This window comes from Hymenobacter coccineus, assembly GCF_001816125.1.
Lineage (GTDB): Bacteria > Bacteroidota > Bacteroidia > Cytophagales > Hymenobacteraceae > Hymenobacter > Hymenobacter coccineus.
The window spans coordinates 1-25,356 of the sequence record NZ_MDZA01000425.1 but is presented as its reverse complement, the minus strand read 5'-3'; the positions used below and the strand labels follow the sequence as shown (position 1 = coordinate 25,356).

The window sequence follows — 25,356 nt, the reverse complement described above, 5'->3', positions numbered from 1 at the left end:
GCCACCACCCCGGCGACAACCTGCTGCTCGGCAACCCCAGCGGCGCCACCGCCGACCCGGCCAACGCCACCAACTACCTGCTGGTGCGGCCGCAGTTCACGAGCGGCTACAACGCCACGCGCGGCATTCCGGTGTGGACGAGCTGGCACGTGGGCCGGGGCGATTTGGGCCAGGCCCCGCGCCAGAACGATTTCCGCCCCGACCCCGCCCTGCCCCGCCAGTTCTTTCAGGTCACGCCCCAGAGCTACTCGGGCTCGGGCTTCGACAAGGGCCACAACTGCCCCAGCGGCGACCGCACGGCCACTTTGGACGATAATTCGGCCACTTTCCTGATGAGCAACATGGTGCCCCAGTCCCCCCAGAACAACCAGCAAACCTGGGCCCACCTCGAAGAATACACCCGCGCCCAGGTGCAGCGCGGCCTCGAAGCCTACGTCATCATGGGCAGCTACGGCCGCGGCGGCACCGGCAAAAACGGCTTCGCCCAAACCCTCGCCCAGGGCCGCATAACCGTGCCCGCCCGCATCTGGAAGGTAATCGTGCTGCTGCCCGAAGGCACCGACGACCTCCACCGCATCGCCGCCGGCCAGGCCCGCGTCGTGGCCATCGACACGCCCAACGACGCCAGCAGCGCCCCCGATTGGAAGCAGTACCTCACCTCGGTAGATAAAATCGAAGCCGCCGCGGGCCTCGACCTACTGAGCGCCCTGCCCCCCGACACCCAGGCCCAGCTGCAAAAAGTGGTAGACAGCGGCCGGGCTAATTAGCCCTTCACGGTTGCTAGCTCGCCCGCCAAAAATTGCGTGATGGCCCGCACGTAGGCATCGCCAAATTCTCTTTCCGTCAGTTTTTCTATCGCGCCGAGGTGGCCGCATGCCACAGACAGCAGCTGGCGGCGCTGCCGGGGCCGGGCCGCCCGCACCGCAGCCACCGAGTCGGCGAAAGGCGTTTGTTGGTCTTCGGTGCCGGCGATGAGCAGCCAGGGGCAGTTGATTTTGGGGGCTATGCGGGCGTAGTGGGGCGCGCCGGCAGGCAGCGTCGTGGTGCGGTGGAATTTTGTGGCTTGGATGGCCACGATGGCTTGCGGGTTGGCAAAATAGCTGTCCGTTATCAGGAAATCGCAGCGGGTGCTGGCGGCTACTTCGGCCCCCAGCAAGGTGCCCATCGAGAAGCCGGCAATGCCCACCCGCTGGTGCGGGGCCCTGCGCTGCGCCGCCCGGAAAGCCGTGCGCAGGTCGGTGACAAACTCGTCGTAGTACAGCCGGTCGTGGTCGATGGCAAAAGCATCGCTGTGGCCAAAGCCCCGGTAGTCAAACAGCAACACCCGGTAGCCGGCCGACGCCAAGGCCCGGGCGTGGAACAAGAAGTAGGACATGTTGCCGTAGTCGCTGCCCGCCACGACCACCGTCGCGTGCTGGTCGGGGGCCCCCACCACGGGCTCCACCAGCCACGCCGCCAGCCGCACGTGGTCGGGCGTGGTCAGGGCCAGGTTTTGGTACTTCAGGCCCATCGAATCGGGTGTAGCCAGCCACTGCGGAAAGGGTTTAATGGCCCAGGCCGACCAGGTTTGCAAGAACAGAAAACCAAGGAATAGGAAGCGGACCATGCGCGGGACGGGCTATTAAGTAAAAGGGTGTTGGTCTAAAACGAGGTGGTCCGGCGACTTTTTCAGTCGTCGGGCCACTCTTACGATTGCCCGAAGCCGCTGTTTTTTAGTAAGCGTGGCCCGAAGAAGCCCTTCGGGCAATTCGCCGGACCGCCCCGTTTTAGACCACTGCCAGTAAAAAGCCAAGGCGATGAGCGCTGGCTTCTTGCATAGACTTTACTCCCGCCAAGGGGTTGCCTGCTGGCAAACCAGCCAGCGCTTATTTCCCAAACCGGGCCCCGAAGAAGTCGCCCTTGTTCCAGGTGGGACGGGCCGTGGCCTGCGCTACTTGGTAGCCGACTAGGAAATTAAGCTGCGCGTATTTGCGGCCCGCTTCCCAATCAAAAGTGCCGTCGGCGAAGTTGTCCTGGGGCTTGTGGTAGGTGGCGGCGCGCCACTTTTGCACTTGCTCGCTGAGGTTGTTCTTGCCGTCGACCGTCTTGTTGCCGTACTTGAGGTGGAGCCCCGTAACACCTTGTACCACAAAGCTGTACTGGTCGCTGCGGATGAAACGGTGCTGCGCCGGCTCGGGGTCGGACTCCACGGCCAGGCCCAGGTAGGCGGCCGCCGTTTCCACCGGTTGCAGCAGCGACGAGTGAGCGGCCCCCAGTGGCACCACGGCCAGCAGCGGCGCGATGATGGTGGGCATGTCGGTGTTCACGTCGGCCACCAGCGCGGCCCGCGGTACCGTCGGGAACTTGGCAAAATAGGCCGAGCCCAGCAGGCCCATTTCCTCGCCCGTCACCAGCACGAACAGCACCGAGCGCCGGGGCTTCACCTTGAGCCGGCCGTAGGCGCGGGCAATTTCCAGCACCGTGGCCACGCCCGTGGCGTTGTCGTGGGCCCCGTTGAAAATAGAGTCGCCGTTGATGGGGGCCCCCACGCCGAGGTGGTCGAGGTGGGCGCTGTGCACCACGTACTCGTTCTTCAACTTGGCATCTGAGCCCTCAATTTTACCCACCACGTTGTAGCCGTCCACGTCCTGGTAGCGGCTGCGGTAGGCGGCGCGTAGGCGGCCCGGCAGCACCTGCGAGGCGGGCCGGCCGGCGCGCAGGGCCCCCAGGGTTTGGGCCGTATCGGCGGGGCCCCGGCGAATAATTGCTGCAACGCCGCCGCACTCAGGGCCCCCACCACCTGCACCGAGCCCGGCGCGTAGGTGTGCGACACTGCCACCTGGCCGTCGGGAGTCAGCGCGCTCACTACGCCTTTGAGCGGCGGCGGCGGCAGGGCCCCGGCTTTGTCGTTGGCCAGCAGCACGCCCACGGCACCGTGGCGGGCGGCGGTTTCGAGCTTGGTACGCAAGTCGTTGAAGTACTGCTGCTCGTTGTCGCCGAACTGCCGCAGGGGCTGGCGCGTCAGCACCACTATTTTCCCCTGAGCGTCGAGGCCGGCGTAGTCGTCATAGCCCAGCTCGGGCGCCGAAATGCCGTAGCCGGCAAACACCAGCGGGGCCTCGGCCGCCACCTGTGCCTGGCCGGGATTGGGGTAAAACATGGCGTCGGGGCCGTAGGCCAGCGGCACCGCAGGGCCCCCAGCGGGCTGGTAACTTAAGGTAGCGCCCGGCTCGACGAAGGCGCGCCGCAGCCGCACTTTCTGGGTGAAGCCGCCGTTTTCGCCAGCCGGCCGCACGCCCATTTTCCGGAACTGGGCCGTCACGTAGTCCACGGCCAGCTGGTAGCCGGGCGTGCCGGGCAGGCGGCCGCGCAGGCGGTCGTCGGCCAGGTACTGCACGTGGGCCCGAAAATCAGCGGGGCTGATTTTTTGCAGCGCGGCCGCCACTGGCACGGGTACGGCCGGGGTTTGGGCCGCCGCGGGCGCGGCAAGTAGGGCCCCGGCCAGCGGCAGAAAAAGAGATTTTCTCACATCAGGCATTTATGGCGCGGCCACGGCGGGGCCGCACGTTGAATACTTCGGGTGCAGTTCGGGCACCGCGCTAGGTTTGCGTGAGCACGGTTTTGAAGCCGGCCAGGCGGCCGTTGGCGTCGCGGCCCAGGGCGTAGGCCCGGATTTGGGGCTCCTCGCCCACCAAATACACCTGCGTGCCGTCCAGCTCCTGCTTCAGGAAAAATTGCAGGGCCTTGTAGCGATTGGCCTGAGCAGGGTCGTGCAGCACGCCGTTGTCGGCGGTGTGCTGGCTCAGGAAATCGGTCAGCTCCTTGGTTTTCACCACCGTACCCGCCGGCTCGCCCAGCAGCTGGAACAGCGCGGCGGGCGCCGGGGCCCCGGCCGGGGCGGCGTAGCTCACGGGCTCCAGCGGCGCGTCCGACTCCGACACGAAGCGCAGGCCGGTGCACATTTTCTGCAGCTGCTGCACCGTGGGGTCGTTAGTGGGGGCCGCGGGGGCCCGGGCGGCTTCGGCCTCGGCCAGGCCGCTGCCGCCGTCCACTTTCGCGGCAATGGCGGCGGCCAGCTCAGCCATTCGGTCGTCGGCCACCTTTATTTTGGGGTTGGCGAAGTTCATGTCCGCCACCTTGTTCATCGGGATGAGGTGGATGTGCGCGTGGGGCACCTCCAGGCCGATGACGGCCACGCCGATGCGCTTGCACGGCACGGCCGCCGCCACGCCCTTGGCCACGCGCTGCGCAAACACGTGCAGGGCCGCCAGCGCGTCGGGCGTCATATCAAAAATGTAGTCGATTTCCTGCTTGGGCACCACCAGCGTGTGGCCTTCCACTAAGGGCGTAATGTCGAGAAACGCCAGGTGCTGGCCGTCCTCGGCCACTTTGTAGGCGGGCAGCTCGCCCGAAACGATGCGGGAGAAAATGGAAGGCATATTTTTTAGCTATTGGCTATCAGCTAGTAGCTGTTAGTGCCGTGGTTGATTAGGAATGCAAGCTGCGCACTTTTTTTTGAAAAAGGGGCAGCTGGGGCCCCAGGGATTGCCCAAAAAAAAGCTGCAAACGTCTTATCGACGCTTGCAGCCAACAGCTAGTAGCCAGCGGCTAAAAGCCAAAAAAACCTACCGGCTGATTTCCAGCACTTCAAATTGCAGCTTGCCAGCCGGCACCGTGATTTCGGCCACGTCGCCCACCGATTTGCCCAGCAGGCCCTTGCCGATAGGCGATTTCACCGAGATTTTGCCGGTGGCCAGGTTGGCCTCCTCCTCCGCCACGAGGGTGTAATTCAGCACGGCGTTGTTCTTGGTATTTTTCAGCTTCACTTTGCTCATAATGAGCACTTTGCTGAGGTCCATGTTGGTTTCGTCCAGCTCGCGGGCGTTGCCCACGACTTCCTCCAGCTTCGATATTTTCAGTTCCAGCAGGCCCTGGGCGTCCTTGGCGGCGTCGTACTCGGCGTTCTCGCTCAGGTCGCCTTTGTCGCGGGCTTCGCGCAGGTCTTCGGCGGCCTTGGCGCGGCCTTTCACTTTCAGGTCTTGCAGCTCGTCTTTCAGTTTTTGCAGGCCTTCGGGGGAATAATAATTGATGGTGGCCATGAGGTAGCGGGAAGAGTTACAGGTTGGCTAAAAAGCAAGGAGAACGGCTGGCACGCGGCCAACCGTTCTCCCTGCGTTAGGTTCGGGGCAAAGATACAACAAACCGTTTTACTCCCCAGCGCCCCCACCAGCGGCGGCCAAAAACGCCGCCAGTTTGCCCACCAGCACCTCGTTGATGCGCTGGTAGCTCTGGTGCGTCCAGCCCCCAATGTGGGGCGTGAGCAGCACGTTATCAGCGCCTTTCAGAAACTCGTAGCGCGCCGCCTGGGGCCCCGAGAGGGTAGCCAGGCGCTCATTTTCGAGCACGTCGAGCGCCGCCCCGTACACGCGCCCGTCCTGCAAGCCGTCCACCAGCGCGGCGTGGTCGAGCACCTCGCCGCGGGCCGTATTCAGCAGCCACAGCGGCCGCTGGAAACCGGCCAAAAAGTTGTGGTTTACGAAGTGGTGGTTGGCCACCGAATACGGAATGTGCAGGCTGAGCACGTCGGCCCGGGCCTGCATTTCGGCCAGCGGCACCAGCGCGGCGTGAGCGTCGGGCGCTACGGCCGGGTCGTGGTCATAAGCCAGCATGGTGCACCCAAAGGCCCCCAGCCGCCGCGCAAACGCTCGCCCCATGTGCCCGTAGCCGAGCAGGCCGATGGTCTTGCCCCCCACTTCCTCGCCGCGGTTGGCCTCGCGCTTCCAAATGCCCTGCCGCACCTGACCATCGGCCCGCCCGATGTGGCGCAACAAGTTCAGCAGCAGTCCGGTGGCAAACTCGCCCACTGCGTCGCGGTTGCCCTCGGGCGCATTCAGCAAGGTCACGCCCACCGCCGCCATCGCCGCCTCGTCGATGTTATCAACGCCAGCGCCGGCCCGGGCCACGTAGCGCAGCTGGGGCCCCCGGGCCAGCAGCTCGGTCGTTACGCGCAATTTGCTGCGCACCACCAGCCCATCGTAGGGCTTGGCCGCCAGGGCCCCGGGCACTTCGGCCGCGGTCAGCCCGGGCCGGTAATCGGCCGCCACGCCAATGCTGGCCAGCATCGGCAGCAGCGAGGGGTGCATTTCATCGATTATCAGGCAGTGGGACATTATCTTAATCAAAAAGTGACCTAAGCTGTAAGGAGTCGCCGGTAAGTTGAAACACCTTTTGCTTGCAAGCAGTGTCAGTTATGGGGCCAATCCGTCCGTTGCGAGCAGCTTCTGCTGTAGCGACACCTGCTGGAAATAGGTAGCAACCGTTTTCACCACCTTCGAAAGACGCCACGTAGCCCTTGGCTGTACCAACTACTGAGGGAGCGCCAAGCTCTATCGATCCTAGCTTGGGGTCGTTGAAATACAGTCGTGAGTCGCCATCTTCTGTAGGCGCAGTGTAGTAACGACCCGCTACTGGCGTTCTTTCGGGAGCGGAGTAACCACTCATCCAACCAATTAGCAGCAAGAGGCAGCAACGCCCAATTACCTTTTGCATCTTCATTGCGCGCCCTCCACCAGCTTCGTCAAGCCCACAAATTCCGCCACGCCTAACTGCTCGGCGCGCTTGTCGAAAATGTCGCCGGCCATGGCTTCGGCCGAGAGGCCCAGGGGCTTGAGGGCGTTGCGCAGGGTTTTGCGGCGGGTGGAAAAGGCTTGCTTCACGACGCGGAAAAATAATTTTTCGTCGCAGCCCAGGTGCTCGGTGGCGTTGCGGGTGAGGCGCACCACGGCCGACTCAACTTTGGGCGGCGGGATGAACACGTGGGGCGGCACCGTGAACAGGTACTCAATGGTGTAGAACGCTTGTAGCAGCACGCTCAGGATGCCGTAGGTTTTCGAGCCGGGCGGCTCGGCTAAGCGCTCAGCCACTTCTTTTTGAATCATGCCCACCACCTCGCGCACCTGCTGCCGATTCGCCAGCACCTGGAAGAAAATCTGGCTACTGATGTTATAGGGGAAATTGCCGATGATGGCCAGCGGCTGGCCCGGAAATAGGGCCCCCACGTCTTGCTTCAGGAAATCGGTGGCGAAGATGCGCGGCGCCAGGGCCGGGTACGTGGCCTTAAGGTACACCACCGATTCGGGGTCGATTTCCACTACGCTGGTCGTAAATGCCGGGTCTTGCAGCAAAAATTGCGTGAGCACGCCCGTGCCGGGGCCGATTTCGAGCACTTCGTGCACGGCGTCGGGCCGGCGCAGGGCCCCCACAATGCGGCGGGCGATGTTGGGGTCGGCGAGGAAATGCTGGCCGAGGTGTTTCTTGGGTTTGACGGGGGAGTGCATGCGGGGCCCCGGCGCGGCGGAAGGGCGCGGCGGGGCCGCAAAGGTAGTCCCCGGGGCCCCGCGTGGGGCCCCGGGGGCGGCTAAACCCGCATTCTTCGCTACCTTGGCCCCTTATCTGGGCCCTCCCAGCCGCGGGCCCCGCCGGCCCGACCTGTCCTACTCCCCGGTTTTAACTGATTTTGAGCTTTGGCCAACACTAACAAGCGGATATCCATCGCCGAACTCGCCGCGCAGTTGGGCTTGTCCACGTCCACCGTCTCGCGCGGCCTCAGTGACCACCCCAGCATCAGCGAGGCCACCAAGGCCCGCGTGCGCCAGCTGGCCCAGGAGCTGAATTACCTGCCCAATAGCCTCGCCGCCGCCCTACGCAAGGGGCGCAGCAACACGGTGGGCGTTATTGTGCCGCACATCAACGGCTACTTCTTCCCGGCCGTGATGAACGGCATCGAGAAAATTGCCAGCCGCGCCGGCTTCAACGTGATGATGTGCCAGTCGAACGAAGACATTCGGCGCGAGCGCCAGAACGTGGAAGCGCTGCTGGCCTCGCAGGTCGAGGGCATCCTGGTATCAGTATCAAAAGGCACCGACCTCGACCTCAACCACTTCCGCCAGGTGCAGCAGCAGGGCACGCCGCTCATTTTCTTCGACCGCATGCCCGACCTGCCCGGCAGCACGGCCGTGGTGCTCGACGACCACCTCGGGGCCTATGATGCCGTGACGCACCTCATCCGGCAGGGTTGCCGGCGCATTGCCCACTTCGCGGGGCCCCAGCACCTCAACACCAGCCGCAACCGTTTGCTGGGCTACCAAGCCGCCCTGGAGGCCCATGGCCTGCCCTTCGACGAGCGCCTGGTGTACTCGCTGCCGCGCTCGAACCAGGAATCGGGCCGCGACGGCATGGACTACCTCATGGGCTTGGCCGAGCGGCCCGACGCTGTGTTTGCCGCCTACGCCTTCCCCGCCGTGGGGGCCCTGGAAGTGCTGGAGAGCCACGGCATCCGGGTGCCGCAGGACTTCGCCATCGCCTGCTTTAGCAACGAGCCCTTCACCACCATGACGCACCCACGCCTGACGGCCGTGGACCAGCGCGGCGAGCAGATGGGCGAAACCGCCGTGAACCTGCTCCTGCAAATCCTCAAGCGCACCCCCAACTACTCGCCCCCGCGCATCGTGCTCAAGCCCCAGCTCATGCTGCGCGAGTCGTCGCTGTTCGGCCAGGAAGAGCCCGTGGTCCCGCGCGAGTTTTAGGGCCCCGGGGGCCCAAGTAAATCACCAGGTCCTCAGAACGTCGTGCAGTGCGCAGCGAAGCACGATGTTTTATTCTGCATGACATTTTTCTATAAAGAAAGAAGCCGCTGTGGGGCCCCACGGCGGCTTCTTTCTTTACAACGCCTTCGTGAAGCTGACCTTGATTTTGACCTGGAAATCGGCGATGACCTTGAAGATTTCCTTTAGCGTCACGCGCTCAACCTGGGTTAGCTCCTTGGGGTCGAGGTAGTTGGTGGCGGGCATCAGGTCATCGATGAGCTGGCGGGCCTGCTTTTTCAGGCGCATGCCCATCAGGTAGTAGTAGGCTTGCAGCAGCTCCTGGTATTCCTTTTCGGTGAACACGCCGCGCGCGCGCAGCTGGGCCAGCCGGGCCCCGGTGTTGGTCTGGAACACTTGGTGGCGCAGGGCGTACACGCGCACCAGGTCCACGATGGGCGTCATGGTTTTCTTGAGGTCGAATACCTGCTGGTCGCCCTGGGCGAAGGTGCGGAAGTTGCGGAAAAACGTGAGCGGTGGCTCGTACTGCAAGGCGTTGGTGGCCATGTAATGCAGGAAGCGGTCCAAGGGCCGGTCCAGCTCGGTGCGGATGAAGGCGCGCAGCTCGTCCATGATTTCGGGCTCGCCGTACAGAAACCGGCAGTCAAAAAACGTCGAAAACTGCATGGCCGTTTCCGGGTTCGAGTCGTCGATCCACTCGTGGTAGTTGCGCTTCCAGTGCGAGAGCGAGTGCGTCCAGCGCGGGTTTTGGGCGATGAAGCCGCCCGTGCACAAACTCAGCCCCGTCTGGTCGAGGCGGTCGGATACGGTGCTGGCAAAGCGCAGGAAATACTCGCGCACCAGCTCGCGCTGCTCGTTGGCCTTGTCCTCGTACACGATGGCGTTGTCCTGGTCGGTGAGCAGGGTTTGCTCCTGCCGCCCTTCGCTGCCCAGCACCATGAACACGAACTTGGCCGGCGCGGGCCCCATCTCGGCCAGCACGCCTTCAATTACCTTCAGGGCGATGGTGTCGGCCACCGTCGTGATGACCTGGTTCACCAGCTCGGCCTTCACGCCGCGGCTCAGCAGCTGGTTCACAATTTCGGGCACCTTGCGCCAGCGCAGCCGCAGCTCGCGCGGCGACTGGGCCAGCTTCACGGCCTGGATGAACATAAACGGCGACTGCGCCAAATCGCTCAGCAGCTTGTTGCGGCTCAGGAACCCCACAAACTCGCCCCCCTTCTCGATGAGCAGGTAGCGCGTTTTGGTCTGGAACATCAGCAAGATGGCCTCGTGCACGAAGGCGTCGCTGGCGATGGACACGATGGGCATGGCCAGGATGTCGGCCACCGGGCGCTTGGCGTCCAGGCACTTGGCCACCACGGCGTCGCGCAGCACAATGTCCGTCACGTAGCCCACAATGGGGCCCCCGGGGTCGCGCACAAACAGGCAGCTCACCTTGCCGCGGGCCATGCGCTGAGCCGCTTCGAAGATGGGCGTGGCGCCGGGGCACTCCACCAGGTCGCGGGTTTCGAGGGTTTCGATTTTGCGCGAATAAATCTGGTCGGCGGCGATGAAATTTTCCTCCGGGGCGGCCGTGGGGCGGATAAAGTGGGCATACTCCTCGTTCAGCATCCGCTCGCCGTAGCGGGTGGTGAAGTAGTGGAAGAAGTCCTTGTAAGCCAGGCACAGGGCCCTAAAATCGCGCCGGGGCAAGAAGTACACCCGCGTGCCCTTGCGCGCCACCACCGTGCGGATGGAGCGCTTCTTGTTCAGCAGAATGGACATGCCGCCGTAGCAGGCCCCCGGGCGGTACTCTTCGGCCAGGCGCTTGTGCTGCTCGCTGTCGTAGAAAAACGTTTCGTAGCTACCGGCCACCAGCAGGTCCACGCCCCGCAGCTTGGTCACGTCCTGCTTATAAATCAGGGTTTCCTTAGCGTATTCCACTTCCTGGAGCAAGTCGGCCACGCCGGCCAGCACCTCGGTGGGCAGCTCACTGAAGGGCGGCACTGTTTGCAAAAAAGCGAGGCGGTTATCCATAGTAATAGTATAGCGAGATAAGAAAAATCAGTAGTGCGGCGCCCGCCGCCCCAGCTGCCCACCGCCGCCCTTGGGGCCCCAGCCACTCAAAGGGCCCCGCGGCTACGGGCTCGGCCAGCGGCACCTGCTGGGTGAGGCTGGCCTCGGTGAGGTAGCCGGTGCGCAGCAGCTCGAAGAAGCACTCGGCGGTGGCCTCGGCGTCGGTTTGGGCGTCGTGGTGGCGGTCCAGGGGCTCGTTGAACAGGTATTCGTAGAGCTCGTTGAGGCGCAGCAGCTCGCGGCCGGGCGGGGGGGCCAGCACCCGCGCCAGGGGCCCGGTGGGCAGCATGGTGCAAAACGTGGGCAGCCCCGGCAGCGGGTTGGGCAGCCCCGCCCGCAGGAAACCCACGCCCAGCATGTGGAAATCGAGCTGCACGAAGTGGCCCACCACCAGCGGCTGATACTGCGCCAGGTCGGCGGCTAGGGCCCCGAGCACGGGGCCCAGCGCCTTGCCCTCGGCCGCCAGAAACTCGGTGCTGAGGCCATGAATGGCCTGGGCCGTGGGCTGCATGGTGCCGGCGGGCACGCGCAGGTAGTGGTTTTCGGCCTTCACCAGAGCCCCGGCGCGGGTGTACACCACCCAGGCCAGCTGGGCCAGGTGGGGCCAGGCCGCCTCGTCGGCGTAGGGCCGCCGCCAGCCGGCGGGCAGGCCAGTGGTCTCGGTATCAACGAAAAGCAGGTAGTCTTGCACCGGGCGGGGCGGGCGAAAAAGAGGGGCGAACGGCGCAAAGCTAGGGGCCCCGGCGAGCAAAAGTTGGCCGCCGGGCCCCCAAACGTGCCGCTTCTTGCGTAAAAGAAGCGGTGGTTTCGCAAAGAAAGCCCACCTTCGCACCCGCATCTCTGCTCATTCCCCTCCGATATGAACCCACTGGTTGCCATCCGCCCCCTCGACCAAAGCATCTGGCTCGACTTCATCCGCCGCAAAATCCTCATCAACGGCGAGTTGCAGAAACTCATCACCGACGACCAGCTGCGCGGCGTCACGTCCAACCCCGCCATTTTTGAAAAAGCCATTGGCGGCAGCGACGACTACGACAACGCCATCAAGGCCCTGGCCCTGCAAGGCAAGTCGACCAACGACATCTACGAAGAGCTGGCCATTGCCGACGTGCAGGCCGCCTGCGACCTGTTCCGGCCGCTGTACGACGATGCGGCCAACGCCGGCGACGGCTACGTGAGCCTCGAAGTATCGCCCAAGCTGGTGAACGACACCGAGGGCACCATTGCCGAAGGCCTGCGCTTCTGGAAGGCCGTGGACCGGCCCAACGTGATGATCAAAGTGCCCGCTACGCTGGAGGGCCTGCCCGCCATCCGCAAGCTAATTTCGGAAGGCGTTAACGTGAACGTGACGCTGATTTTCAGCGTGGAACGTTACAAGGCCGTGGCCGAAGCCTTCATTGGCGGCCTCAAAGACCGGCTGAAGGCCGGCCACCCCGTTGCGCGCATTGACTCAGTGGCCAGCTTCTTCCTCAGCCGCATCGACGTGCTGATTGATCCGCAGCTGGAGAAAATGGTGGCCGCCGGTGGTGACCAGGCCGAAATTGCCAAGCCCCTGGTGGGCGAGGTGGCCGTGGCCAGCGCCAAGCAGGCGTACCAGGACTACAAAAAGATTTTCGCTGGGGCCCGGTGGGACGCCCTCAAGGCAAAAGGTGCCGAGTCGCAGCGCCTGCTGTGGGCCAGCACGGGCAACAAAAACCCGAAGTACGACGACCTGAAGTACGTGGACGGCTTGATTGGGCCCCACACCGTGAACACCATTCCGCTGGAAACGCTGAACCTGTTCCGCGAGAAAGGCCAGCCCGCCGTGCGCCTCGAAGACAACCTCGACCAAGTGGCCGATGTACTGAAAGCGTTGCCCACCGTGGGCCTCGACCTGGAAGGCTTGGCCCACGAGCTGGAAGTGGACGGCGCCAAGAAATTCAACGAGCCCTTTGGCAAACTGATGGACTCGCTGGACAAGAAGCGCGTGGCCGCCCTGGCCGAAACCACGGCCCCTGCCACAATGCAACTGGGCCAGTACCAGGCCGCAGTAGACGCTAAGCTGCAGGAGTTTAACGCTGCCCAGTTCACCCAAGGATTCTGGGACACGGATGCCGCGCTGTGGACCGACGACGCAGAGGCCCAGCAGAGCATCCGCGACTTCACAGGCTGGCTGCGGGTGGCCGAAACGATGGTGACGGCCCTGCCCAAGCTCGACACGTTCGTGAACGACGTCATCGGTAACGGCTTCAAGCACGTGCTGGTGATGGGCATGGGCGGCAGCTCGATGGCCCCCATCGTGTTCCAAAAATCTTTCCCGCAAGGTGAAAAGGGCCTGCCCATTTCCATCCTGGATACCACCGACCCCGGCACGGTGCAGCACTTTGCCGACACGCTGCCGCTGGCCGACACGCTATTCATCGTGGCCAGCAAGTCGGGCACCACGGCCGAGCCGCTGGCCTTCGGCGATTTCTTTTACGACAAGGTAAAAGCCATCAAGGGCGATAAGGCCGGCGAAAACTTCGTGGCCATCACCGACCCGGGCTCGAAATTTATCGCTACGGCTAACTCGCTTGGCTACCGCCACGTGTTCCTGAACTTTGAGTCGGTGGGCGGCCGCTTCTCGGCTCTCACCTACTTCGGCCTGGTGCCAGCCGCCTTGTACGGCCTGAACGTGGGCGAAATCCTGGCGCGTGCCGTCCGCATGATGCGCGCCTGCGGTGCTTACGGCCCCGTTGACCAGAACCCGGGCCTGGAATTGGGCACGGCCCTGGGTGTGCTGGCCACGCAAGGCCGCGACAAACTGACGCTGGTTACGCCACCTTCGCTGAGCGACTTGGGCCTGTGGTTGGAGCAGCTCACGGCGGAGAGCACCGGCAAGCACGGCAAGGGCATTCTGCCCGTGGCCGGTGAGCCCGTGGGGGCCCCAGACGTGTACGGCCAGGACCGGGTGTTCGTGTACGTGGGCTACGAGAGCGAGGAAGATGCCGATAACAAGGCCAAGCTGAAAGCGCTGGAGGCTGCTGGCCACCCGGTCATCAGCATTTCGCTGATTGACGCGCTGGACCTGGGCCAGGAGTTTTTCCGCTGGGAAATGGCCATTTCGGTGGTAGGCGCCGTGCTGCGCATCAACCCCTTCGACCAGCCCAACGTGCAGGAAAGCAAATCGGCCACCGACCGCCTAATGAAAGTGGTGGCCGACGAAGGCCACCTACCGGAGCAGGAAAAAGCCCTATCAGCCGGTGGCCTCGACTACTACGGCGTGCCCCAGGCCGCCGATGCTGCCCAGCTGCTAGCCGCTTTCTTTGGCCAAGCCAAAGAAGGCGACTTCGTATCGATTCAGGCATACCTCACCGAATCTCCGGAGCTGAACGCGGCCTTCGACAAGCTGCGCACCAGCTTGATGGCGCGCCTGCTCACGGCCACCACGTTCGGCTACGGGCCGCGCTTCCTGCACTCCACCGGCCAGTACCACAAAGGGGGCCCCAACACCGGCCTGTTCTTGCAACTAACGGCTGACCACAACCCCGACCTGCCGCTACCGGGCCGCTCCTACACCTTCGGCACCCTCGAAAACGCCCAGGCCCAGGGCGACTTAGAGGCCCTGCAGAAGTACGAGCGGCGGGCCCTGCACGTGCACCTCGGCGCCGACGCGCTGCAAGGCGTGCAGGCCATCCAGACGGCTTTCGACGCCCAGGCCTAGCCGCCAACGCCCCACAAAGGCCCGCCGCGCACCGCACGGCGGGCCTTTTTGTTAAGTTTGTGGTCCCACCGATTCTGCCTTTCTCCTTTATTTATGCTTCCCCAACTTGCTCACGCGGCCACGGCACCGGCCCAGGCCACCCAGGTTTTTTTGCTGCCCCACGGCACCACCGCGCTGCCCGCCGCGGCGGCCGGCGACTTACCCGAAGCAGCCCGCGCCTATGTCGAAGCCGCCTTGGCTGACCACCAGAAACTCGTTCACCTCAACCACTTTAGCCACCAGCACTACTACGTAACGCTGGCCGACAAGCCCACCGCTGACCAGGTGCTGGAAGCCCTGCGCCGCAGCGGCCACCAACTCCACGGCCTGCTGAAGGCGGAGAAAGTAACCGAGGTTTTCATCCAAAACCTGACCGACGAGCCCACCGGGGCCCTGGCGCTAGCCGAAGGCCTGGCCCTGACGGCGTATCAGTTTGAAGGCTACAAGACCGACGAGAAATCGCGCAAGGCCCCGGCCTTGACCACCATTACACTGGTGGGTGATGCGGCTACGGACACTCAAGTGCGCGAGCTGGGCCACGTGCTGCAAGGCGTGGCCCTGGCCCGCGACCTGGTGAACGCGCCCGTCAACAAGCTCAACGCCGAGCAATTCGCGGAGCGCATGGCCGCCGCTGGCGACGAGGCCGGCTACACCACCGACATCCTCGACCTGGCCCGCATAGAGGCCCTGCGCATGGGCGGCCTGCTGGCCGTGAACCTGGGCTCGCCCGAGCCGCCCACGTTCAGCATTATGGAGTGGAAGCCCGCCAACGCGCAGAACGCCAAGCCGTACGTGCTGGTGGGCAAGGGCGTGGTGTTCGACACCGGGGGCCTCAGCCTCAAGCCCACGCCGAACAGCATGGACATGATGAAGTGCGACATGGCCGGCGGCGCGGCCGTGGCCGGCACGCTCTACGCGCTGGCCAAAAACCAGGTGCCGCTGCACGTCATCGGCCTGGTGCCCGCCACCGACAACCGCCCCGGGGGCCTGGCCTTCGTGCCCGGCGACGTCATCACGATGCACAGCGGCCTGACGGTGGAAGTGAAAAACACCGACGCCGAAGGCCGCCTGCTATTGGCCGACGCACTTAGCTTCGCTAAGAAATACGACCCTGAGCTGGTCATTGACCTAGCCACCCTTACCGGGGCCGCCGTGCGCGCCATCGGCACCGAGGGCAGCGCCGTGCTGGGCACCGCCGGGGCCCCCACAATGCAGCAGTTGCACGCCGCAGGCCACCGCACGCACGAGCGCTTGGTCGAATTCCCGCTCTGGGATGAGTACGCCGCCCATATCAAGTCCGACATTGCCGACCTGAGCAACCTGGGCAAGGGCGAGGCCGGCCACATCTCGGCCGCCAAGTTCCTGGAGCGCTTCGCCGAAGGCTACCCCTGGCTGCACCTCGACATTGCCGGCCCGGCCTTCCTGACGGCCCCCGACAACTACCGCGGCAAGGGCGGCACCGGCGTCGGCGTACGGCTGCTGTATGAGTTCCTTACCAAGCAATTGAATACCTTGAACAAGTAGACCGTCATGCTGAGCGAGCCAAGCATCCCTACTGCGTAAGTAATTCAATCGTTCCAAGGACCGGATTACTCAGCAGTAGAGATACTTCGGCTGCGCTCAGCATGACGTTTAATACGATTTTATGCCCACCTCCCTTCCCCGCCTCGGTTTTTCCGTAGGCGACCTCGCCGGTATCGGCCCCGAAGTCATTTACAAAACGCTGCTCGACGAGCGGGTGCTAAAGCTGTGCACCCCGGTGGTGTACGGCACGGCCACAGCCCTGTTTGACGAGTTTCCGGTAGCTAAAGACGCCGAGCCGCTGGCCTTCCGGCAGCTGCGCGACGCCGCCGACATTGCCCCCGGCCGCCTCAACGCCGTGACCTGCTGGGACGAAGATTTTCACCTCGCCCCCGGCCAGCCTTCGGCTGCCACCGGCCAGGCGGCCCGCGAGAGCCTGCTCGCCGCTAGCCGCGACCTTAAAGCCGGCCTACTCGACGGCCTCGTAACGGCTCCCATCAGCAAGGACAATACCCAGGGCCCCGAATTTCGCTACCCTGGCCACACTGAGTTCCTGACGGCCTACTTTGGGGCCCCTGAGAGCCTGATGCTGCTGGCCGACGACGAGTCGGGCCTGCGCGTGGCCACCGCCACCGGCCACATGGCTCTGCGCGACGTGCCCGCCCGCCTCACGCCCGACCTGCTGCGCAAGAAGATTCAGCTGCTGCTCAAGTCGTTGAAAGTTGATTTTGGCATCGACAAGCCCCGCGTGGCCGTGCTGGGCCTTAACCCCCACGCCGGCGAAAACGGCCTGCTCGGCGGCGAGGAAATGGCCGTAGTGGAGCCCGTGCTCAAGCAGTTTCTGCACGACGGCCACCTCGTGTTTGGGCCCTACCCGGCCGACGGTTACTTTGGCAATGGACAGTTCCGACAGTTCGACGCCACCCTGTCGCTTTACCACGACCAGGGCCTCATCCCGTTCAAGCTGCTGGCCTTCGAGCGAGGCGTCAACTTCACCGCCGGGCTGCCGGTGGTGCGCACCTCGCCCGACCACGGCACGGCCTACGGCATTGCCGGCCAGTATCGGGCCGATGCGTCGTCGTTCCGGGCCGCCGTGTTCATGGCCGCCGACATCTGGCGGCAGCGCCAGGCGGCGGCCGAGCCGCGCAGCGCCCGGTAGGCCACTTGCAGGCCAAGCGCTGGGGCCCTAAATGAAGCTCTATACTTGCCTAATCACCGAATTTTCGTACTTTTGCACCCTGCTAGTGCGTACGCCGTGAAAAAAGAAAGCCAATACGACTTGAATCTGGTGAAGCTGGGCCCCAAAACGGTCCGCTTCGACTACGAGCTGGGGCCCGATTTCTTCGCCCTCTTCGAAACCCCGCTCGTGGAGCAGGGCCAGCTGCACGCCGAAGTAGAAGCCACACGCACCGAGCGCCTACTCACGCTCAACTTCCACATCACGGGCACGGTAGGCTTGGCCTGCGACCGCAGCCTCGACGAGTACGATCAGCCGCTGGACCTTGAAGAAACGCTACTCGTACGCTTCGGCGACGAGAACAAAGAGCTGGACGACAACGTGTTGCAAATCACACCCGATACCCAGGTGCTGCCCCTCGCCCAGCACCTCTACGACTACATTGGCCTGGCGCTGCCCATGAAACGGCTGCACCCACGCTTCCAAAACGAGCCCGACGAAAACCCCGACGCGCCCACTAAACACATTTTTTCGACCAGCCGCGACCAGGACGACTCCGATGACGACGAGCCGGCCGACCCGCGCTGGGCCGCCCTTCGCAATTTAAACTGACCCCCGTTGATTTCATAGGCTGGCCCGGGGAGGTCAGTCCGCCCGCTGGCGCCGGCGTGTTATCAATTTGTTCCCCATACGGCCTCCGTCGGCCGTGCCCTTCATTCAACATCTCCACTTTCAACGCTTCCTGACTCATGGCCCATCCTAAGCGCCGCACCTCCTCTTCCGTCCGCGACAAACGCCGCAGCCACCACAAATTGACCCCTAAGGCCGTGACCCTGTGCTCGAACACCGGCGAGCTGCACCTGCGCCACAAGGCCTACGTGGTGGACGGCACCTGTACCTGCACGGCAAGGTAGCCATCAAGAACTTCAGCAAAGTGGCCGCCGCGGCCGCCCCCGATACTGACGAGGAATAGCCCGCGAAGTCGTTACTTCGCGGCACCGGAGGCATTCCGGGCCGCCCCCCTCCCCGGACGGGGGCCGGTTCGGAATGCTTTTTTGTGGGAACCTTATCCGCTGACCTAATTACTCGTTCATGAAAATTGCCCTGGACGCCATGGGCGGCGATTTCGCCCCCCAGGCTGCCGTCGCGGGGGCGCTGCTGGCCGCCGAACGGCTTGCTGGTAAAGCCACCATCGTTTTAATTGGCCAGGAGGACGCGGTACGGCCCTTATTGCCCACCACCGGCTTCGCGCCGAATGCCTTCGAGTTCGTACCTGCCTCGCAAATCATCGAGATGGGCGAGCACCCGGCTAAAGCCTTTCAGCAAAAGCAGGATTCCAGCATCGCCGTGGGCTACCGCCTGCTGCACAGTGGCGAGGTAGAGGCCTTTTGCTCGGCTGGCAGCACGGGAGCCATGCTCGTGGGCGCCATGTTCACGGTGAAAGCGGTGTCGGGCGTGCTGCGGCCGGCCATTGCCAACTTCGTTCCCAAGCTCAACGGCGAGTTTGGAATTCTGCTCGACGTGGGCGCCAACGCTGAGTGCAAGCCCGAAATGTTGGAGCAGTTTGGCGAGCTTGGCTCGCTCTACGCGCAGTACGTGCTGGGCATTGCCTACCCCCGGGTGGGCCTGATGAACTTGGGCGAGGAAGAAGGCAAGGGCACGGCCCTCACCCAGGCGGCCCACCAGCTGCTGAAAGTGAATCCCCACATCGACTTCGTGGGCAACCTGGAGGGCCGCGACCTGTTCAACGACAAGGCCCACGTAGTGGTGTGCGACGGCTTTACGGGCAACATCTTGCTGAAGATGGCCGAGTCGGTATACGAAATCCTGGCCGGAAAAAACATGCACGACCCGTTCTTCGACCGCTTCAACTACGAAGCCATTGGGGGCTCGCCCATCCTGGGCATTAATGACAACGCCATTATTGGCCACGGGCGTAGTACGCCCATGGCCATTGGCAACATGCTGGTGCAGGGCTACAACATGGCTGCCTCCGGCATTGTCGACCAAATTAAAGCTACTTTTAAGTCCTGATCGGGGGCCGCGGCCCCCTGCTAAAAAATCCGGCCCAGGCCGGATTTTTTGGTAATAAGCCGGTTAGGGCCGCACCGGGCACCCCCGCTTGGCCCACCGTCCTCGTTTCTCCCGTCCCGCCCCTACTTTTGCCCGTATGAAGATTACCGCTGCCATTACCGGGATAGGTTCCTACGTACCCGAGTACGTATTGACCAACCAGGAACTCGAAAAAATGGTGGATACCACCGACGAGTGGATTACCACGCGCACGGGCATTAAGGAGCGGCGCATTTTGAAGGGTGAGAACCAGGGCACTTCGGTGCTGGGCACCAAGGCCGTGCGGCAGCTGCTGGAGAAAACCGGCACCCACCCCGACGAAATCGAGCTACTGATTTGCGCCACCACCACGCCCGACATGCTGTTTCCGGCCACGGCCAACATCATTTCCAACGAAGTGGGCATCACCAAGGCGTTTAGCTACGACATGAACGCGGCCTGCTCGAGCTTTCTGTTTGCGCTGGCCACTGGGGCCCAGTTCATCCAGGCGGGCACCTATAAGAAGGTGATTGTGGTGGGCGCCGATAAGATGTCGTCCATCGTGGACTACACCGACCGCGCCAACTGCATCATCTTCGGCGACGGGGCCGGGGCGGTGCTGCTCGAACCCAACACCGAAGGCTACGGCCTGCTCGACCAGGTGCTGCGCACCGACGGCAGCGGCGAGGCCTACCTGCACCAGAAAGCCGGCGGCAGCCGCCGCCCGCCCACGCACGAAACCGTGGACAACAAAGAGCACTACATCTACCAGGAGGGTGCCACGGTGTTCAAGTTTGCCGTGACCAACATGGCCGACGTGGCTGGCCAGGTGATGGAGCGCAACCACCTCGGCAACGACGACGTGGCGTGGCTGGTGCCCCACCAGGCCAATAAGCGCATCATCGACGCCACGGCTCACCGCATGGGCGTGGGCCCCGAAAAGGTGATGCTCAACATCCAGCGCTACGGCAACACCACCAACGGCACCATTCCGCTGTGCCTGGCCGACTACGAGAGCCAGCTGCACCGCGGCGACAACCTCATCCTGGCCGCCTTTGGTGGCGGTTTCACCTGGGGCTCGGTGTACCTGAAATGGGCTTATGACTACAAGGCGGTCAGCTAACCACCGCTAGTCATTAGCTTCTCGCTTTACCCTTTACTTGCTTACAATTTCTACACAAAAAGCTGATAGCCAACCGCCATCAGCTAATAGCTCAAAAACTATGGCCAGTACCGCCGACTTTCGCAACGGGCTCGTGCTCAATTATAACGGGGAATTGCACGTCATCACCGAATTCCAGCACGTGAAGCCCGGCAAGGGCCCCGCGTTTGTGCGCACCAAAATGCGCAACATCAAAACCGGCCGCGTGATTGACAACACCTTCAACGCTGGCGTGAAGGTGGAAACCGCCCGTGTGGAGCAGCGCCCGCACCAGTACCTGTTCAAGGACGACTACGGCTACACGTTCATGGACAATGACACGTTTGAGCAGATTGTGCTGCCCGAGGCCATGCTGCCCTTCGCCGACCTGATGAAGGAAGGCCAGTCCGTGACCATCCTCATGCACGCCGAAACCGAGATGCCCCTCACCGCTGAGCTGCCCACCACGGTGGAGCTGATGGTGACCTATACCGAGCCCGGCCTGCGCGGCGACACGGCCACCAACACGCTCAAGCCCGCCATTATGGAAACAGGGGCCCGGGTGCAGGTGCCGCTCTTTATCGATCAGGATACCAAAATTCGGGTCGACACCCGCACCTACACCTATGTCGAAAGAGTCAAGTAAAGGCCCATCGCCCAAAAAGGACGCCCCTATGAAAGCCAAAGAACTACAGGAACTGCTCGATTTCATCGCCAAGTCAGGCCTGAACAAGGTGAACATCGAGACCGATGAATTCAAGATTTCGGTGCAGCGCGACCCCAGCACCAAGCAAGTAGTGAGCGTAGCCGCGCCCGCCGCAGCTCCGGCAGCGGCTGCCGCCCCGGCCGCCGCTGTTGGGGCCCCCGCCGCTCCTGCCGCGGCTCCCGCCGCCGCTCAAACTGCCCTGAAGGCCCCGATGATTGGCACCTTCTACCGCAGCAGCGGGCCCGAAACGGCCGCTTTCGTGCAGGTGGGCGACATGGTGGAAAAGGGCCAGGTGATTTGCATCATCGAGGCCATGAAGCTGTTCAACGAGATTGAGGCTGAGCAGAGCGGCCGCATTGTGAAGGCCCTGGTGGAAAACGCCACCCCGGTGGAATACGACCAGCCGCTGTTTTTAATTGAATAGCCAACCGCTGGCTTAGCATCGTGTAGGGGCGGGGCTTGTCCCCGCCCGTCGTTCGCGCCGCCACGGGGCATCGTGCAACGACGGGCGGGGGTAAGCCCGCCCCTACTGAACTTCTATTCATCCCCACCCCATGTTTAAGAAAATCCTCATCGCCAACCGGGGCGAAATTGCCTTGCGCATCATTCGCACCTGCAAGGAAATGGGCATCAAAACGGTGGCCGTGTACTCGACCGCCGACAAGGAAAGCCTGCACGTGAAGTTTGCCGACGAGGCGGTGTGCATTGGGCCCCCAGCTTCGGCGCTTTCCTATTTGAGCATGCCTAACCTGATTGCGGCGGCGGAAATCACCAACGCCGATGCTATCCACCCGGGCTACGGCTTCCTGAGCGAGAACGCGGAGTTTTCGCGCATCTGCCAGGAAAATGGCATCAAGTTCATCGGGGCCTCGCCCGAGATGATCAACCAGATGGGCGACAAGGCCACCGCCAAGGCCACGATGATCAAGGCCGGCGTGCCATGCATTCCGGGTTCGGTGGGCCTGCTCGACTCGGTGGAGCAGGGCAAGAAAATTGCGGCCAAAATAAAGTACCCCGTCATCATCAAGGCCACGGCCGGCGGCGGCGGGCGCGGCATGCGCATCATCCACGGCGACGACGAGTTCCAGAAAGCCTGGAACGATGCGCGCACCGAGTCGAAAGCCGCATTTGGCAACGACGGCATGTACCTGGAAAAGTACGTGGTGGAGCCGCACCACATCGAGGTGCAGCTCGTGGGCGACCAGTTTGGCCACGTGTGCCACCTTTCGGAGCGCGACTGCTCCATTCAGCGCCGCCACCAGAAGCTGGTGGAGGAAGCGCCTTCGCCGTTTATGACGGCCGAGCTGCGCGAGCGGATGGGCGCGGCAGCCGTCGCCGGGGCCGCGGCCATTGGCTACGAGGGCGTGGGCACCATTGAGTTTCTGGTGGATAAGAACCGGGATTTCTACTTCATGGAGATGAACACCCGCATCCAGGTGGAGCACCCCGTGACCGAGGAAATCATCAACTACGACTTGATTAAGGAGCAAATTAAGGTGGCAGCGGGCATCCCGATTTCGGGCAAAAACTACTACCCCAAGATGCACGCCATGGAGTGCCGCATCAACGCCGAGGACCCGCGCAACAACTTCCGGCCGCCCCGGGGCGCATCACCACGCTGCACATCCCCGGCGGCCACGGCGTGCGCGTGGACACGCACGTGTACGCGGGCTACCAGATTCCACCGAACTACGACTCGATGATTGCCAAGCTCATCACCGTAGCCCAAACCCGCGAGGAATGTATTGTGAAGATGAAGCGGGCCCTGAGCGAGTTCGTGGTGGAAGGCGTGAAAACGACCATCCCCTTCCACCTTGCCCTGATGGACAACGAGCAGTTCAAAGAAGGCCGTTTTACAACGGGCTTCTTGGAGACGTTTGACTTTTCGCAGGTGTAAGCACGCTGTCGTTTCAGTTGCAAAAAAGCGTGCCCGGTGTTACCGGGCACGCTTTTTTTTGTGACGCATATTGCTGATTTTCAGCAGCCCGGGGCCCTAATCTAATGCAAACGTTTGCACCAAAATGGGCACCTTGGGTAACTTGCGTTAAAATCACCAAGTAGGGCCCCACCAAAAGCGTCGGATTGCCGTGCTACGCTGCGCATTTATGTTTTCGAGAATTGCTGCTTTACTGACCGCTGCCCTGCTGGGGACGGCGCTTTTACAACCGGCCGCGGGCCAGGGCGCGCACACCGGCGACGTGTTTGTGGACCGGGCCGGGGTGCTGCGCTGGGCGAAGGGCAAGCAGGAAGTGGCCCTGTTTGGGGTGAACTACACCGCGCCCTTTGCCTACTCGTACAGGGCCCTGGGCAAGCTGGGCGTGGACCGCGAGCAGGCCATCCGGCAGGACGTGTACCACCTGGCGCGGCTGGGCGTGGACGCCTTTCGCATCCACGTGTGGGACGTGGAAATCAGCGACACGCTGGGCAACCTGAAGGAAAACGACCACCTGCGCCTCCTCGACTACCTGGTGGACCAGCTGGAGCGGCGCGGCATCAAAATCATCCTCACCCCGATTGCTTATTGGAACAACGGCTACCCAGAAAAGGACACCGGCACGGGCTTTTCGAGCATTTACGGCAAGGGCGAAGCCTACACCAACCCGCGGGCCGTGGCGGCGCAGGCGCGCTACCTCACGCAGTTTCTCAACCACCGCAACCCCTACACCAAGCAGCTGATTCGGCAGGACCCGGGCATTATTGCCTTTGAAGTGTGCAACGAGCCGCACTACCACCAGCCCGAGGGCCCCGTGACGGCCTTTGCCAACCGCATGGCTGGGGCCATCCGGGCCACGGGCTGCCGCAAGCCGGTGTTCTACAACATCGCCGAAAGCCCGCAGGTGCACAACGCCATTCTGAACGCCAAGGTGGACGGGCTCACGTTTCAGTGGTACCCCGAGGGGCTGGTAGGCGGGCACACACTGCGCGGCAACTTCCTGCCCTACGTGGACCGTTACCCGATTCCGTACGCCGGCGATACCCGCTTTAAAAGCAAGGCCAAGATGGCGTATGAGTTCGAGTCGGCCGACGTGGTGCAGCCGGTGATGTACCCGTTCATGGCCCGCAGCTTCCGTACGGCGGGCTTGCAGTGGGCCACCATGTTTGCCTACGACCCGCTGGCCCTGGCCTACGCCAACACCGAGTACCAGACCCACTACCTGAACCTGGCCTACACGCCGGCCAAGGCCATCAGCCTGCTCATTGCCGGCGAAGCCTTTCGGCGCGTGCAGCGCGGGCAAGCTTTCCCGAGCTACCCGGCCGACTCAACGTTTGGGGCGTTTCGGGTGAGCTACCGCGAGCAGCTGAGCGAAATGAACACGCCCGCGGCCTTTTACTACACCAGCAGCACGGGCACGCGGCCGGTGGCCCCGGCCCAGCTGCGGCACGTGGCGGGCACGGGCGCATCGGCGGTGGTGCGCTACGGGGGCACGGGGGCCTACTTCCTCGACCGGCTGGCCCCGGGCGTGTGGCGGCTGGAGGTACTGCCCGACGCGGTGCCCATTCGCGACCCGTTTGCCAAAACCTCGCTGGCGCAGCCCGTCACGCAGATTTTGTGGAACGACCAGCCCTTGCGGCTCGCCCTGCCCGGCCTGGGCGACGATTACACGCTGCGCGGCCTAAACGAAGGCAACGCGGTCCGGGCCATGGCCACCGGGGGACGCGCCACCGTGCGCCCCGGCGTATACCTGGTGGCCGCCGCGGGGCAAAATACTGCCGCCTATGGGGCCCAAACGCCGTTTGGCGCTGGCCAGCTGGGCGAGTACGCCGCCCCCGCGCCTACCGAGTTGGGGCCCCAGGTGCGGCACACGCCCCCGGCCCAGGCCGGGGCCGGCCAACCGCTGCGCCTCGAAGCCACCATCACCGGCGCGGGGCCCCAGGATACCGTGCTGCTCGTGGCCCAGCACTACTACGGCCGCACCGAAACGCTGCCAATGGCCGCTACCGCCTACGCCACCTACGCCGCTACCGTGCCCGCCGCGCTGGTGTACCCCGGCCTGCTGCGGTACTGGCTGGTGCTGCGCCACGCCGGGCAAAACCTGACGTTTCCGGGGGCCTTCGCGGGCCAGCCCAGCGACTGGGACTACGCCCACCCCGAGCACTGGGAGGTGCCCGTGGTGGCCGCCGGGGCCCCATTACCGCTCTACAACGCCGGGGCGGACAAGGACCTGACGGAGGCCCACGGCGTGGGCGAAAACGCCTGGACCGACTACGTGACTACGCCCACCGGGGCCCTGGCGCTGCGCCTGGTGCAGGGTCCCGTATCGGCCAAAAACCTCGCGCCGGCCGCTGGGGCCCCGGTTGTCGCCCTGCGCGCCTACCTCGGCGAGCGGCTGGCCAGCCGCCCGGCCGCCGAGCTGGCGGGCTTCCGCACGGTGGTGGTGCGGGTGCGGGCCGCGCGGG

The 25,356-nt window shown here is 63.8% G+C and carries 21 protein-coding genes and 1 pseudogene; 13 read left to right on the top strand and 9 right to left on the bottom strand.

Features of this window, described 5'->3' with window-relative positions; all coding sequences use genetic code 11:
- The coding region (locus BEN49_RS20940; RefSeq protein WP_070746367.1) for a DNA/RNA non-specific endonuclease at window positions 1–767 on the top strand (767 nt) is incomplete at its 5' end.
- Here the strand turns inward: BEN49_RS20940 and BEN49_RS20935 are convergent.
- The 7 genes from BEN49_RS20935 to rsmA form a co-directional block, all read right to left on the bottom strand.
- Window positions 764–1,606 (bottom strand): alpha/beta hydrolase, encoded by an 843-nt coding sequence (locus BEN49_RS20935; RefSeq protein ID WP_070746366.1) that lies wholly within the window; start codon window positions 1,604–1,606, stop codon window positions 764–766. The two genes, BEN49_RS20940 and BEN49_RS20935, sit on opposite strands and share 4 nt — an antisense overlap.
- A 259-nt stretch (window positions 1,607–1,865) precedes the next feature.
- Entirely contained in the window at window positions 1,866–2,672 is an 807-nt protein-coding gene (locus BEN49_RS29825) for a M28 family peptidase (RefSeq protein WP_239692039.1), read from the bottom strand.
- Window positions 2,573–3,508, bottom strand: a complete 936-nt coding sequence (locus BEN49_RS29820) for a PA domain-containing protein (protein ID WP_239692038.1) — start codon at window positions 3,506–3,508, stop codon at window positions 2,573–2,575. The genes BEN49_RS29825 and BEN49_RS29820 overlap by 100 nt, the downstream gene beginning before the upstream one ends.
- A 70-nt stretch (window positions 3,509–3,578) precedes the next feature.
- Window positions 3,579–4,418, bottom strand: a complete 840-nt coding sequence (locus tag BEN49_RS30675) for a nuclease A inhibitor family protein (protein WP_070746365.1) — start codon at window positions 4,416–4,418, stop codon at window positions 3,579–3,581.
- 186 nt (window positions 4,419–4,604) lie between these two features.
- Complete coding sequence (gene greA / locus BEN49_RS20920) at window positions 4,605–5,078, bottom strand: transcription elongation factor GreA (protein WP_068232258.1); 474 nt, start codon at window positions 5,076–5,078, stop codon at window positions 4,605–4,607.
- 108 nt (window positions 5,079–5,186) lie between these two features.
- Window positions 5,187–6,149 carry an NAD(P)-dependent oxidoreductase gene (locus tag BEN49_RS20915; protein ID WP_070746364.1) on the bottom strand — a complete coding sequence of 321 codons (963 nt, stop codon included), beginning with the start codon at window positions 6,147–6,149 and terminating at the stop codon, window positions 5,187–5,189.
- A gap of 381 nt (window positions 6,150–6,530) precedes the next feature.
- Window positions 6,531–7,316, bottom strand: a complete 786-nt coding sequence (gene rsmA, locus BEN49_RS20910) for a 16S rRNA (adenine(1518)-N(6)/adenine(1519)-N(6))-dimethyltransferase RsmA (RefSeq protein WP_070746363.1) — start codon at window positions 7,314–7,316, stop codon at window positions 6,531–6,533.
- A 186-nt stretch (window positions 7,317–7,502) separates the two neighbouring features.
- Between rsmA and BEN49_RS20905 the strand changes: the two genes are divergently transcribed.
- The gene (locus BEN49_RS20905) at window positions 7,503–8,564 is read left to right on the top strand and encodes a LacI family DNA-binding transcriptional regulator (RefSeq protein WP_070746362.1); all 1,062 of its coding nucleotides are present in this window, start codon (window positions 7,503–7,505) and stop codon (window positions 8,562–8,564) included.
- Window positions 8,565–8,699: 135 nt separating this feature from the next.
- Here the strand turns inward: BEN49_RS20905 and BEN49_RS20900 are convergent, their stop codons facing one another.
- Together BEN49_RS20900 and BEN49_RS20895 are read right to left on the bottom strand one after the other, a co-directional pair.
- Window positions 8,700–10,601, bottom strand: a complete 1,902-nt coding sequence (locus tag BEN49_RS20900) for a DUF294 nucleotidyltransferase-like domain-containing protein (protein ID WP_070746361.1) — start codon at window positions 10,599–10,601, stop codon at window positions 8,700–8,702.
- A complete protein-coding gene (locus BEN49_RS20895; protein ID WP_070746360.1) occupies window positions 10,594–11,331 on the bottom strand; it encodes a 3'-5' exonuclease in 738 nt (245 codons plus the stop codon). The genes BEN49_RS20900 and BEN49_RS20895 overlap by 8 nt, the downstream gene beginning before the upstream one ends.
- 168 nt (window positions 11,332–11,499) lie before the next feature.
- On the opposite strand from BEN49_RS20895, the gene BEN49_RS20890 reads away from it, so the two are divergent.
- From BEN49_RS20890 to BEN49_RS20840, 11 genes and pseudogenes are all read left to right on the top strand, one after another.
- Entirely contained in the window at window positions 11,500–14,322 is a 2,823-nt protein-coding gene (locus BEN49_RS20890) for a bifunctional transaldolase/phosoglucose isomerase (RefSeq protein WP_070746359.1), read from the top strand.
- Between the two features lie 93 nt (window positions 14,323–14,415).
- Window positions 14,416–15,885 carry a leucyl aminopeptidase family protein gene (locus BEN49_RS20885; protein ID WP_070746358.1) on the top strand — a complete coding sequence of 490 codons (1,470 nt, stop codon included), beginning with the start codon at window positions 14,416–14,418 and terminating at the stop codon, window positions 15,883–15,885.
- A 121-nt stretch (window positions 15,886–16,006) separates the two neighbouring features.
- Window positions 16,007–17,041, top strand: a complete 1,035-nt coding sequence (pdxA, locus tag BEN49_RS20880; RefSeq protein WP_070746357.1) for a 4-hydroxythreonine-4-phosphate dehydrogenase PdxA — start codon at window positions 16,007–16,009, stop codon at window positions 17,039–17,041.
- A gap of 96 nt (window positions 17,042–17,137) precedes the next feature.
- Entirely contained in the window at window positions 17,138–17,671 is a 534-nt protein-coding gene (locus BEN49_RS20875) for a YceD family protein (RefSeq protein ID WP_070746356.1), read from the top strand.
- Between the two features lie 137 nt (window positions 17,672–17,808).
- The gene (rpmF, locus tag BEN49_RS20870; RefSeq protein WP_317040488.1) at window positions 17,809–17,973 is read left to right on the top strand and encodes a 50S ribosomal protein L32; all 165 of its coding nucleotides are present in this window, start codon (window positions 17,809–17,811) and stop codon (window positions 17,971–17,973) included.
- A 178-nt stretch (window positions 17,974–18,151) separates the two neighbouring features.
- Window positions 18,152–19,093: a phosphate acyltransferase PlsX gene (gene plsX, locus BEN49_RS20865; RefSeq protein WP_070746355.1), complete on the top strand. Its 942-nt coding sequence runs from the start codon at window positions 18,152–18,154 to the stop codon at window positions 19,091–19,093.
- 136 nt (window positions 19,094–19,229) lie between these two features.
- A complete protein-coding gene (locus BEN49_RS20860) occupies window positions 19,230–20,234 on the top strand; it encodes a beta-ketoacyl-ACP synthase III (protein WP_070746354.1) in 1,005 nt (334 codons plus the stop codon).
- A 100-nt stretch (window positions 20,235–20,334) separates the two neighbouring features.
- Window positions 20,335–20,898 (top strand): elongation factor P, encoded by a 564-nt coding sequence (efp, locus tag BEN49_RS20855; RefSeq protein WP_070746353.1) that lies wholly within the window; start codon window positions 20,335–20,337, stop codon window positions 20,896–20,898.
- Between the two features lie 28 nt (window positions 20,899–20,926).
- Window positions 20,927–21,382, top strand: coding sequence for an acetyl-CoA carboxylase biotin carboxyl carrier protein (gene accB / locus BEN49_RS20850; protein ID WP_070746352.1), 456 nt, complete (start codon window positions 20,927–20,929; stop codon window positions 21,380–21,382).
- A gap of 130 nt (window positions 21,383–21,512) precedes the next feature.
- Window positions 21,513–22,855, top strand: a pseudogene (gene accC, locus BEN49_RS20845) (acetyl-CoA carboxylase biotin carboxylase subunit).
- Window positions 22,856–23,063: 208 nt separating this feature from the next.
- On the top strand, window positions 23,064–25,356 hold a 2,293-nt coding region (locus BEN49_RS20840), incomplete at its 3' end, for a cellulase family glycosylhydrolase (RefSeq protein WP_070746351.1).

Bases quoted from the DNA above. Each gene is read 5' to 3' on its own strand.
- BEN49_RS20935 (WP_070746366.1), bottom strand. From the start codon at position 1,606: ATGGTCCGCTTCCTATTCCTTGGTTTTCTGTTCTTGCAAACCTGGTCG.
- BEN49_RS30675 (WP_070746365.1), bottom strand. From the start codon at position 4,418: ATGCCTTCCATTTTCTCCCGCATCGTTTCGGGCGAGCTGCCCGCCTAC.
- greA (WP_068232258.1), bottom strand. From the start codon at position 5,078: ATGGCCACCATCAATTATTATTCCCCCGAAGGCCTGCAAAAACTGAAA.
- BEN49_RS20915 (WP_070746364.1), bottom strand. From the start codon at position 6,149: ATGTCCCACTGCCTGATAATCGATGAAATGCACCCCTCGCTGCTGCCG.
- rsmA (WP_070746363.1), bottom strand. From the start codon at position 7,316: ATGCACTCCCCCGTCAAACCCAAGAAACACCTCGGCCAGCATTTCCTC.
- BEN49_RS20900 (WP_070746361.1), bottom strand. From the start codon at position 10,601: ATGGATAACCGCCTCGCTTTTTTGCAAACAGTGCCGCCCTTCAGTGAG.
- BEN49_RS20890 (WP_070746359.1), top strand. From the start codon at position 11,500: ATGAACCCACTGGTTGCCATCCGCCCCCTCGACCAAAGCATCTGGCTC.
- BEN49_RS20885 (WP_070746358.1), top strand. From the start codon at position 14,416: ATGCTTCCCCAACTTGCTCACGCGGCCACGGCACCGGCCCAGGCCACC.
- pdxA (WP_070746357.1), top strand. From the start codon at position 16,007: ATGCCCACCTCCCTTCCCCGCCTCGGTTTTTCCGTAGGCGACCTCGCC.
- rpmF (WP_317040488.1), top strand. From the start codon at position 17,809: ATGGCCCATCCTAAGCGCCGCACCTCCTCTTCCGTCCGCGACAAACGC.
- plsX (WP_070746355.1), top strand. From the start codon at position 18,152: ATGAAAATTGCCCTGGACGCCATGGGCGGCGATTTCGCCCCCCAGGCT.
- BEN49_RS20860 (WP_070746354.1), top strand. From the start codon at position 19,230: ATGAAGATTACCGCTGCCATTACCGGGATAGGTTCCTACGTACCCGAG.
- efp (WP_070746353.1), top strand. From the start codon at position 20,335: ATGGCCAGTACCGCCGACTTTCGCAACGGGCTCGTGCTCAATTATAAC.
- accB (WP_070746352.1), top strand. From the start codon at position 20,927: ATGAAAGCCAAAGAACTACAGGAACTGCTCGATTTCATCGCCAAGTCA.